Source organism: Kitasatospora sp. UYEF31 (assembly GCF_057291755.1).
In genome coordinates this window covers 192,336-203,167 of sequence record NZ_JBXAWK010000002.1, presented here as the reverse complement: position 1 = coordinate 203,167, position 10,832 = coordinate 192,336, and the positions used below count along the sequence as shown (strand labels likewise).

Here is a 10,832-nt window from a genome sequence, read left to right as displayed (position 1 = left end):
CTTCGAGACGGCCGCCCTCATCCACCTCGCCGACTACCAAGAGTGATCAAGGCAGCCGGTGCGACCGGCAAAGGACTTCCGACGCGCTGCACTAGTGTCCTGAGACTCAGGACACCAGCGGCCACCGGGGACCAGGACCCCGCAACCGCTCAACGGCGCGCGGTTGCGTGGCTGTCCGCATGTCGGCTTGTGTGCCGGTTTGTGGGTCAGTGAGAAAAACGCCACATGTCAGACGGGACGGCCGTGGGGGCGACGGTCCCGTCTGGCTGGTTTTCGCCTAGTTCGTCCCGATAAGGCGCTGACGCTCGATCTTGGACAACCCGGGACGTACCGGAAAATGTCCCGGACCGAGGTTCCACAGTCGGATGAACCCGGGTACGACCACGGGGAAAGTCTTGTGGAACAGTGGCGAACGCGGGGCCGGACCGCCCCGCGGAACAGGCGCTGCACACGCGCACCCTCAGCAGCAGCGTCCGTCCGCGAGGTCTCCTCGGCAGGGAAAACCTGCCGTTCCGGTCTGTCCCCGTCCCGTTGCCGAAACCTGCGGCCGCGGTGCAATCAGGGCGGACAAGAGCTCGGACGCGGGGCGACGGACCCTCACGCGGCCCGTGACGGGCTCTTCGGTATCAGGGGAGTACCCGGACATGGGCCGAAACGTCAGCATCCAGGCGGCGGAGGTATCCGACGCCGAGCAGATCCTCAAACTCCAGTACTTGTGCTACCAGGTCGAAGCGGCGCTCTACAACGACTACACGATCGAACCCCTCACCCAGACTCTGGAGAGCCTCCGGGGACAGTTCGGGACGCACACGGTGCTGATCGCCAAGCTCGGCGACGAGGTCGTCGGCTCGGTCCGGGGCGAGGTCGCGGGCGGCACAGCGAAGATCGGCAAGCTGATCGTCCACCCCCGGTTTCGCGGGCACCTCCTTGGCACCCGGCTGATGGGGGCCATCGAGCAGGAACTGTCGGCGGAGCGCTACGAACTGTTCACCGGGCACCGCAGCGAGGACAACCTGCGCCTGTACAGGCGCCTGGGCTACGTCACCGACCGGTCCGAGCCGGGGACCACCGGGCCCGACCTGATCCACCTGGTGAAGCCGGCGGCCATGGCGACCGCCTGATCCGCACCTGTCACACCCGGACGCCTCTGGACACACCCGGACTCGGCTGGACGCGCCCGGACGCGCCCGGACACACCTGATTGCACAGAGCCCCGCAGACCGCTTCCGGGTGGTCGGCGGGGCTCTGTGCTGTGCCGGAGTTGTTTCGGCTCTGTGTCCGGATCGGCCGGGGGTCGCCGTGAGCGGCGCGAATCCGGGGAGGAACGCCGTAAGTCCGGACCAATCACCCAAGCATCTTTTTGGACCGTGCCGTGATGGTCTGCTTTAATGCTTGACATGTTCACGACGACACAGCACCGCAGCTCCGAGGCTTCCGCCCCGACGCGCTGCCGAATGCGCACCACGCGCATGCTCTGTTGTCGAATGCGCGGCTGCTGACCCTGTCGCACGTCGGCCCGGAAGCCGTACCCGTCTGACTCCAGACCCCGTACGCCCGGCCTTGCAGCTGTGACCAGCACACTCGGTGCCACTCCGGACCCCTCCGCCCCTGTGCGTGGAATCCGCTGTAGTCGGCCCCGGCTCCTGTGGGAACCGGCGGCCGCGCCCGTTTTCTTTAAATTTCTTTAGGAACCCCCCTCGTGATCCGCATATCCGCCCTGTCCAAGGTCTACCGCACCCCCGGTCGTGAGGTGACCGCCCTCGACGACGTCGACCTGCACATCCGCGAAGGCGAGATCTTCGGCGTCCTCGGCCGCAGCGGCGCCGGCAAGTCCACCCTCATCCGCTGCGTCAACCTCCTGGAGCGCCCCACCTCCGGCACTGTCGAAGTGGCGGGCCAGGAGCTCACCGCACTGTCGAAGGCCGAACTGCGTGCCGCCCGCCGCGGCATCGGCATGATCTTCCAGCACTTCAACCTGCTGAGCAGCCGTACGGTCGCCGCGAACGTCGCGGTGCCGCTGGAGATCACCGGACTGGGCAAGAAGGAGCGGGCGGCGAAGGTCGCGGAGCTCCTCGACCTGGTCGGCCTCAGCGAACACGCCGACGCCTACCCCGCCCAGCTCTCCGGCGGCCAGAAGCAGCGGGTGGGCATCGCCCGCGCGCTGGCCGGGGACCCCAAGGTCCTGCTGTCCGACGAGGCCACGTCGGCGCTCGACCCGGAGACCACCCGCTCGATCCTTGAACTGCTGCGCGACCTCAACAAGCGGCTCGGCCTGACCGTCATGCTCATCACCCACGAGATGGACGTGGTCAAGAGCATCTGCGACTCGGCCGCGCTCATGGAGAGGGGCCGCATCACCGAGTCCGGCACCGTCGCCGAACTCCTGGCCCAGCCGGACTCCAAGCTCGCCCGGGAGATGTTCCCGCTCGGCGAGGTGGCCCGGGTCGGCGGCCAGACCGTCGTGGAGATCACCTTCCGCGGCGACGAGGCCGGGCAGCCGATCGTGTCAACGCTGTCGCGCAAGTACAACGTCGACGTCAACATCCTCGGCGCCAGCGTCGAGACCCTCGGCGGCGCGCAGACCGGGCGGATGCGGATCAGCCTCGACGGCTCCTTCGAGGAGAACGTCGTGCCGATCGGCTTCCTGCGCGAACAGGGGCTGCAGGTCGAAGTCCTGAACTCGACCGACGCGCCCCTGTCGACGGTCGACGCCCCCGAATCCGCCATCGCTGCCGCAGCCGCGGTCGCCGCCGTCGCTGAGAAGAACTGAGAACCGCCATGACCTGGTCCGAACTCCAGCCGGAACTCATCACCGCGACGCTCGACACCCTCTACATGGTTGGCCTGGCGAGCCTCTACACCGTGCTCATCGGCCTGCCTCTCGGTGTCCTCCTGGTCCTCACCGACAAGGGCGGCCTGCTCCAGGCGCGTCCGGTCAGCGTGGTGCTCGGCGCGGTCGTCAACCTCGGCCGGTCGCTGCCGTTCATCGTGCTGATGGTCGCGGTCATCCCGTTCACCCGGGCGCTGGCCGGCACGTCCATCGGCAAGGACGCAGCCATCGTTCCGCTGACCATCGGCGCGATCCCGTTCTTCGCCCGGCTCGTGGAGACCGCGATCCGGGAGGTCGACCGTGGCCTGGTCGAAGCCGCCCAGTCGATGGGGGCGACGACCGCCGCGATCGTCCGGAAAGTGCTCGTGCGCGAGGCGCTGCCCGGCCTCGTGTCCGGGCTCACCGTCACCGTCATCGCGCTCGTCGGCTACTCGGCGATGGCCGGGGTGGTCGGCGGCGGCGGGCTCGGCGACCTGGCCGTCCGCTACGGCTACCAGCGCTTCGAGACCGGCGTTATGGTCGCGACCGTGGTCGTACTGGTCGTGCTGGTGCAGGCCGTCCAGACGATCGGCGACTTCGCGTCGAGGCGGCTCAGCCACAAGTAGGCCTGCCCGGTCGCACCCAAGATTTCTCAACCGCCGTGCAGAATCCGGCAACGCAGTAGGTCAACAATTCAACAATTCAACAATTCAATAAGTCGACAAATCGGTATCTGCCTGTCGGCATACCTCGCCCATCAGCTCCAGAAAGGCACTCTTCGTGCGTAATAAGCTGCTCTCCCTCGCCACCGTCGGTACCCTCGCCGCCACCCTCGCCGCCTGCGGCGGGTCCTCGGACACAGCGTCCGGGACCTCGACAGCACTGGTCGGGGGCTGCACTCCGAAGGCGGCCGCCGCGGCCGCCACCACCGGTAAGGCCACCCCCGCGCCGACGGCACCGCTGCCCGGCGGCACCGGCAAGCTCACGATCGCCGCGAGCTCCGTGCCGCACGCCGAGATCCTGAAGTTCGTCAAGGACAACCTGGCGAAGAAGGTCGACCTCGACCTGGACGTCAAGGAGTTCAGCGACTACGTCCTGCCGAACACCGCCACGCAGGACGGCCAGGTAGACGCGAACTTCTTCCAGCACCAGCCGTACCTCGACGACTTCAACAAGGAGAAGAAGACCGACCTCGTACCGGTCGTTCCGGTCCACCTTGAGCCGCTCGGTCTCTACTCCAAGAAGGCCAAGCAGCTCGACGGCCTCGGCAAGGGCGCCACGGTGGCCATCCCGAACGACGCCACCAACGGCGGCCGGGCGCTGCGGCTGCTCGCCGACTCGTGCCTGATCAAGCTCAAGGACGGGGCCGGGACGTCGGCCACCGAGAAGGACGTGACGGGCAACCCGCGCGACCTGAAGTTCAAGCCGCTCGAGGCCGCGCAGCTGCCGCGCTCGCTGGACGACGTGAACGCCGCGGTCATCAACGGCAACTACGCGCTGACCGCGAAGCTCAACCCGGCGAAGGACGCCCTCGTGCTGGAGGCCGCAGCGGGTAATCCGTACGCGAACCTCCTCGTCGTCAAGCGCGGCAAGGAGACCGGCGCCAAGGTGCAGCAGCTGGCCAGGCTCCTGCAGTCGGCCGAGGTCAAGCAGTTCATCACCGACAAGTACCAGGGCGCGGTCATCGCGGCGTTCTGATCAGTCACCACACGCCCGTACAGCCGGTTCCCCTTCCGCGGGGGAGCCGGCCGTACGGCGTTGTCGCGTGTCGTCGCAGTACATTGATCTTGTGACCGACATATCGATCCGTACCGCCACGATCTCCGACATCGACGCGGTGACGCTGTACCGGCTCCTGCGCCTGCGGACCGACGTCTTCGTCGTCGAGCAGAACTGCCCCTACCAGGAGCTCGACGGGCGCGACCTCGAACCCGGGACCCGGCACTACTGGACCGAGGGCGGCGCAGGGGAGGTCCAAGCGTCGGTCCGGACGCTGGAACAGCCCGACGGCACAGCCGTCGTCGGCCGTGTCGTCACCGCGGTGAACGCCCGGGGCCGGGGTCTCGCCGCCGAGTTGATGCGCCGCGCGGTCCGCGACATCGGCGACCGGCCGTCGAAGCTCGACGCCCAGGCCAGGCTCGAAGGCTGGTACGCCACCTTCGGCTACGTACGCTCCGGACCCGACTTCCTGGAGGACGACATCCTGCACGTCCCCATGCGCCGCGCCTGACAGCGCGTATGGGAAGCTGTCCGCCGACGGCAGGGGAGGAATCCCGGTGCCCGGCGCTCCGATGCGGAGCCCGGAACCCCGGAGCGGTCCCGCCACTGTAGCCACGGGTTCCACCCGTGGGAGCCAGGAGACTTCCGGCCGTCCGGGGCCCGCTGCGGGTCCCGACCCACCTACCAGGGCGTGGACACCCGAGGGAGGCACCGGCCGATATGCCGTCGTACCCATCTGCCGTCAGCAGGCCAGTCAGCGGCGGGCGCCCGTGAGCGCCGCCGCACCCCCGTACCCCTTCTCCGCGATCGTCGGCCTCGACGACCTGCGCCTCGCACTCGTGCTCAACGCGGTTTCACCCGCCGTCGGCGGGGTCCTCGTGCGCGGCGAGAAGGGCACGGCGAAATCAACGATGGTACGGGCGCTCGCCGCGCTCCTCCCCGACATCGACACGGTCACCGACTGCCGGTTCTCGTGCGATCCGGGCGCGGTCGACGGCCAGTGCCCCGACGGTCCCCATGAGGCTCCGGGCAGTACGCGCCGACGCGCGCGGCTGGTCGAACTGCCCGTCGGCGCGGGTGAGGACCGGCTCATCGGTTCACTCGACCTCGAACGCGCCCTCACCCAGGGCATCAAGGCGTACGAACCCGGTCTGCTCGCCGCCGCGCACCGCGGACTGCTGTACGTCGACGAGGTCAACCTCCTGCACGACCACCTGGTCGACCTCCTCCTGGACGCCGCCGCGATGGGCGTCGCCCACGTCGAGCGGGACAGCGTGTCCGTCCGGCACGCGGCCAGGTTCCTCCTTGTCGGCACCATGAACCCGGAGGAGGGCGAGCTGCGTCCGCAGCTCCTCGACCGGTTCGGGCTGACCGTGGAGGTGGCCGCGAGCCGCGAACCCGCGCAGCGGGCCGAGGTCGTCCGGCGCCGGCTGGCCTACGAGGCCGACGGGGTCTCCTTCGCCGCCCGGTGGGCCGCCTCCGACGACGAGCTCGCCGTACAGATCGTCAAAGCGCAACAACTCCTGCCCGACGTGGTCCTGACGGACCATGAGCTGGAGCGCATCGCCCGGGTCTGCGCGGCCTTCGAAGTCGACGGGATGCGCGGCGACATCGTGACCGCCCGTACGGCCATCGCGCTGGCCGCCTGGCACGGCCGCGCCGAAGTCACCGAAGAGGACGTACGGCGGGCCGCCGCGCTCGCGCTGCCGCACCGGCGGCGCCGGAACCCCTTCGACGCTCCCGGACTGGAACAGTCGAAGCTGGACGAGGCGCTGGCGGACCCGGAACGACCGGACGACACTCCGCCGGAGGGCCCGCGGGGCGGGGGCCGGGACGACGGTCCCTCCGACAGTGGTCCTTCTGACGGCGGTCCCTCCGACAGCGGTCCTTCTGACGGCGGTCCCTCCGACGGTGGCCCCCAGAGCGGCCCGGACGGTGGCGGGGCGCCGGCCGACCCCCCGCAGGAACGGTCCGGATCGGCCGGGCAGCCGTCCGCGCCGGCCACCGACCCGTACCGGACCAGACTGTTCGCCGTCCCCGGCGTCGGCGACGGCGCGGCCGGGCGCCGCTCCCGCGCCGAAACGGCCAACGGCCGCACCACCCGCGCCCGTTCCGCCGGAGGCGGCCGGGTGGCACACCTCCACCTCGCCGCGACCGTCCAGGCCGCCGCCCCGCACCAGATTGCCCGGGGCCGCACCGGACCCGGCCTGGTGCTGCGCCGCGAAGACCTCCGCGACGCCGTACGCGAGGGCCGCGAAGGCAACCTCGTGCTGTTCCTGGTCGACGCCTCAGGCTCGATGGCGGCCCGGCAGCGCATGAGCGCGGTCAAAGGCGCGGTGCTGTCCCTGCTCCTCGACGCCTACCAGCGCCGGGACAAGGTCGGCATGATCTCCTTCCGCGGAGCCGACGCCCAGGTCGTCCTGCCGCCGACCTCATCGGTCGAGGTGGGCGCCGCGCGCCTGGGGAAACTGCCCACAGGCGGACGCACACCGCTGGCGGCAGGACTGTTGCAGGCGTACGAAACACTGCGCGTCGAAAAACTGCGCGACCCCCGGCGCCGACCGCTCCTGGTCGTGGTCACCGACGGCCGGGCCACCGGCGGGGCCGACCCGCTCGGCGCCGCCTGGCAGTCGGCCGGGCTGCTGACCGGCACCGCGGCGATCGTCGTGGACTGCGAGAACGGGCCGGTCCGGCTCGGACTCGCCGGGGAACTGGCCGCCCGGCTCCAGGCCGACTCACTGCGCCTGGACGAACTGGCCGCAGACCACCTTGCCGATGTCGTACGAGGAATCCGGAGGGCAGCCTGATGCCGCAGGGACAGCCGTCAACAATCCCCGACGACGGACTGACGACGCGTCAGCGCCGCAACCGGCCGCTCGTGGTCGTCCACACCGGCACCGGCAAGGGCAAGTCCACCGCCGCCTTCGGAATCGCGCTGCGCGCCTGGAACCAGGGCTGGCCGGTGGGGGTTTTCCAGTTCGTGAAGTCCGCGAAGTGGAAGGTCGGCGAGGAGGAAGTGCTGCGCACCCTCGGCCGGCTGCACGGGACCACCGGCGAGGGCGGCCCCGTCACCTGGCACAAGATGGGTGAGGGCTGGTCCTGGATCCAGCGTGAGGGCACACAGGAGGACCACGCCGCCGACGCCCGCGAGGGCTGGGAGCAGATCAAGCGGGACCTCGCCGCGGAGAAGTACCGGATGTACGTCCTGGACGAGTTCACCTACCCCATGAAGTGGGGCTGGGTGGATGTCGACGACGTGGTGGAGACCCTGCGCGGGCGCCCCGGCGCCCAGCACGTGGTGATCACCGGGCGGGACGCCGACCCGCGCCTGGTGGAGTACGCCGACCTGGTCACCGAGATGACGAAGGTCAAGCACCCGATGGACGCCGGGCAGAAGGGGCAGCGGGGGATCGAATGGTGACCTCCAGCTCTTCGAGCGTCGGGTGCACCGCGCGGTCCGCAGCACGGTCCGCAGCACGGTCCACAGAATTCCGGGCGTGATCGACGCGCGCTGTACGGTGCCGCGCCTCGTCATCGCGGCACCGGCTTCGGGGCACGGGAAGACAACTGTCGCGACGGGGCTGATGGCGGCGCTGGTGCGACGCGGGATGCGTGTCTCGCCGCACAAAGTCGGGCCCGACTACATCGACCCGGGCTACCACGCGCTCGCTTCGGGCCGGCCTGGTCGCAACCTCGATCCGTTCCTGGTGGGGGAGCGGCGGATCGCGCCGCTGTTCGCCCACGGCGCGGACGGCGCCGACATCGCCGTGGTCGAAGGGGTCATGGGCCTCTACGACGGGGCCGCGGGACGGGACGACGGGTTCGCCTCCACCGCGCATGTGGCGCGGCTCCTCGGCGCGCCCGTCGTGCTGGTCGTGGACGCGCGGTCGCAGAGCCGGTCGGTGGCCGCGCTGGTGCACGGCTTCGCGACCTTCGAGCCGGACGTGCGCCTCGCCGGGGTCATCCTCAACCGGGTCGGCTCCGACCGGCACGAGCTGATGCTCCGTCAGGCACTGGAGCCGCTGCGGATCCCGGTCCTGGGCGTGCTCCGACGGCACGACGCCATCGCCAAACCGTCCCGGCACCTGGGCCTGGTCCCGGTGGCTGAGCGGCACGCCGACGCGGTGCGCACGGTCGACGCGCTGGGTGAACTCGTCGCCGCATCGGTGGACTTGGACACGGTGGTCCGCATCGCGCGTACGGCTGACGCATTGTCAGTGGAGGCGTGGGATCCCGTACGGGAGACCGGCTCCCCTGTCGCGGGCCGGCCCAGGGTCGCGGTCGCGGGCGGACCCGCGTTCACCTTCTCGTACGCGGAGACCGCCGAACTCCTGACGGCGGCCGGGGCCGACGTGGTCACGGTCGACCCGCTGCGGGACGAGGCCTTGCCGGCGGGTACGGCAGGGCTGATCATCGGCGGCGGGTTCCCCGAGGTGTACGCCCCGGAACTGTCCGCGAACGCGGCGATGCGGTCGAGTGTGGCCGAGTTCGCAGCCCGGGGCGGGGTGGTCAGTGCCGAGTGCGCGGGACTCCTCTACCTGGCGCGGTCACTGGACGGGCTGCCGATGTGCGGGGTCCTCCCGGCGGACGGCCGCATGACCGGACGCCTGACGCTGGGTTACCGGCGGGCGGTGGCGGCGGTCGACTCCGTCCTGGCCGCTGCCGGGACCGCGGTGTCCGGCCACGAGTTCCACCGCACGGTCCTGGAACCCGGCGCGGGGGCCGTGCCGGGGCAGAGCGGTGCGGGGCAGGGCGGTGCGGAGAGCGGCGGTCCGGAGAACGGCGGTGTGGCGTGGACCTGGGACGGCCGGGCGGCCGAAGGATTCGTCCGGGGCGGGGTGCACGCCTCGTACCTGCATCTGCACTGGGCCGGGAACCCGGCTATGGCAGGGCGGTTCGTCCAGGCGGCGTCGGCCGGATGGGCGGTCCGGGCGGTCGGCCGGGGCGGTCGGCCGGGGCGGTCGGCCGGGCACGTGTGACCGACCCGACAGTGGTACGGAAAGGCTGAATCGCTAGTCTGTGCCTGTCCGAACGGTGTTCGCGTCCGGACCCCCATCCCTTCACCCGCGCCATCGGTCGTCGGCATGCCCTGACTTCGGTGATCGGCCGACGGAGGGTGCGGCACGGACCGGGTCGCTCCGCTCCGGAAGAAGTGACGATGAGTCAGCCGTCCTACCCCGGCCCCCTTGAGGCCAACGGGCAGCAGTCGTACCCGCAGCAGGGCGGGCCGTACGGCCAGCCCTATCCGCAAGCGGGGACGCAGTCGTACCCGCAGCCCGGCGGGTACCCCGGCATGGAGCCGGGGGCGGTCCCGCAGTTCGCTGGACGGCCACTGGGCATGGTCCGGGGTGTGTTCGCGGTGTGGGGTCTTTCGATGATCACCTTCGGCGTCTACCTCCTCGTGTGGACCTACAAGGTCAACCGCGAAGTCCGTGACTTCGCCGCACCGTACGTCCAGGTCAACCCGGCGGGCGCGGTGTGGGCCTCGATCCTGGTGCCGGTGGGCTGCATGCTCGGGGGCATCGTCCCGGGTGCCGTCCTGATCGGCGTCGGGGACGGTACGCCGGTGCTGCAGGCCGTCGGCGGGCTCCTGATCGTCGCCGGCTACATCGGGGGGATCGCCGCGATGTGCGTCCTCTGGGCCCGGACAGGCGGCCGGATCAAGATCGCCCAGCAGTTCGGCTGGCAGCAGGGCACCTGCTCGGGCGCCGTCGGTGTGGTGCTCCACATGATGGCCTTCGGTACGGGCATCTGCTACTACCAGTCGCAGCTGAACCAGCTGTGGCTCGCGCACGGCGCGAACCGGTACGCCCAGTAACGCGGACCCGCCTCCTACTCCCCACCGCCCGGCCCGCACTTGTCGCGGGCCGGGCTGTTCCGCTGGAGCCGTCCTGTGATGTCACCCACCGGACAACCGGGGCACCCCCTTTGACGTGGCCGGAAGCCGTGTGGTCGGATGGCGCTCGCGACAGCGGTGGAGGAATCCGGTCCAGGGGAACCCTGGGAATCCGGAGCGGTCCCGCCACTGTGACCGGAAAGTGGACCCCCGGGGCGGAATGCAGGCCACGGCTGCGGAAGCGGCTGGAAGGCCGGGGGCGAGCGCTGGTCCGTCATCCGTGACGGTCCGTGACCCGGAAGCCAGGACACTCCTGCCGTCGCACCGTTCGCCTGTCGCGGACCGCGTCAGGGGTACGGCTGTCCACTCCGGTGGAGGGACGCACCCCCACGGCGTCGCCGCGCCGTATTTCCATTTCACCCGTGGGCGTGGACCCTCTGGAGGCTCTGATGACCGTGCTCTGCCCTG

9 protein-coding genes and 2 riboswitches are annotated in these 10,832 nt (G+C 70.4%); all 9 genes read left to right on the top strand.

Features of this window, described 5'->3' with window-relative positions; genetic code table 11:
- Window positions 1–644 precede the first annotated feature (644 nt).
- The 9 genes from AC0Z36_RS01925 to AC0Z36_RS01885 all read left to right on the top strand — a co-directional run bounded on the left by AC0Z36_RS01925 (window position 645) and on the right by AC0Z36_RS01885 (window position 10,346).
- The gene (locus AC0Z36_RS01925) at window positions 645–1,121 is read left to right on the top strand and encodes a GNAT family N-acetyltransferase (protein ID WP_485460842.1); all 477 of its coding nucleotides are present in this window, start codon (window positions 645–647) and stop codon (window positions 1,119–1,121) included.
- A gap of 578 nt (window positions 1,122–1,699) precedes the next feature.
- Entirely contained in the window at window positions 1,700–2,770 is a 1,071-nt protein-coding gene (locus tag AC0Z36_RS01920) for a methionine ABC transporter ATP-binding protein (RefSeq protein ID WP_485460841.1), read from the top strand.
- Between the two features lie 8 nt (window positions 2,771–2,778).
- The gene (locus tag AC0Z36_RS01915) at window positions 2,779–3,435 is read left to right on the top strand and encodes a methionine ABC transporter permease (protein WP_485460840.1); all 657 of its coding nucleotides are present in this window, start codon (window positions 2,779–2,781) and stop codon (window positions 3,433–3,435) included.
- A gap of 154 nt (window positions 3,436–3,589) precedes the next feature.
- Complete coding sequence (locus tag AC0Z36_RS01910; RefSeq protein ID WP_485460839.1) at window positions 3,590–4,507, top strand: MetQ/NlpA family ABC transporter substrate-binding protein; 918 nt, start codon at window positions 3,590–3,592, stop codon at window positions 4,505–4,507.
- A gap of 91 nt (window positions 4,508–4,598) precedes the next feature.
- Entirely contained in the window at window positions 4,599–5,039 is a 441-nt protein-coding gene (locus tag AC0Z36_RS01905; RefSeq protein ID WP_485460838.1) for a GNAT family N-acetyltransferase, read from the top strand.
- A gap of 36 nt (window positions 5,040–5,075) precedes the next feature.
- Window positions 5,076–5,172, top strand: a riboswitch (cobalamin riboswitch).
- A 126-nt stretch (window positions 5,173–5,298) separates the two neighbouring features.
- Window positions 5,299–7,335 carry a putative cobaltochelatase gene (locus AC0Z36_RS01900; protein ID WP_485460837.1) on the top strand — a complete coding sequence of 679 codons (2,037 nt, stop codon included), beginning with the start codon at window positions 5,299–5,301 and terminating at the stop codon, window positions 7,333–7,335.
- Entirely contained in the window at window positions 7,335–7,949 is a 615-nt protein-coding gene (gene cobO / locus AC0Z36_RS01895) for a cob(I)yrinic acid a,c-diamide adenosyltransferase (protein ID WP_485460836.1), read from the top strand. The genes AC0Z36_RS01900 and cobO overlap by 1 nt, the downstream gene beginning before the upstream one ends.
- Before the next feature lie 76 nt (window positions 7,950–8,025).
- Window positions 8,026–9,507, top strand: coding sequence for a cobyrinic acid a,c-diamide synthase CobB (locus AC0Z36_RS01890; protein ID WP_485460835.1), 1,482 nt, complete (start codon window positions 8,026–8,028; stop codon window positions 9,505–9,507).
- Window positions 9,508–9,686: 179 nt separating this feature from the next.
- Window positions 9,687–10,346, top strand: coding sequence for a DUF4234 domain-containing protein (locus tag AC0Z36_RS01885; protein WP_485460834.1), 660 nt, complete (start codon window positions 9,687–9,689; stop codon window positions 10,344–10,346).
- A 159-nt stretch (window positions 10,347–10,505) separates the two neighbouring features.
- A riboswitch (cobalamin riboswitch) is annotated at window positions 10,506–10,677 on the top strand.
- The last annotated feature ends 155 nt before the right edge of the window (window positions 10,678–10,832 follow it).

What these genes read in the sequence shown, in the direction of transcription:
- AC0Z36_RS01925 (WP_485460842.1), top strand. Translation starts at nt 645, where the DNA reads ATGGGCCGAAACGTCAGCATCCAGGCGGCGGAGGTATCCGACGCCGAG.
- AC0Z36_RS01885 (WP_485460834.1), top strand. Translation starts at nt 9,687, where the DNA reads ATGAGTCAGCCGTCCTACCCCGGCCCCCTTGAGGCCAACGGGCAGCAG.
- AC0Z36_RS01915 (WP_485460840.1), top strand. Translation starts at nt 2,779, where the DNA reads ATGACCTGGTCCGAACTCCAGCCGGAACTCATCACCGCGACGCTCGAC.
- cobO (WP_485460836.1), top strand. Translation starts at nt 7,335, where the DNA reads ATGCCGCAGGGACAGCCGTCAACAATCCCCGACGACGGACTGACGACG.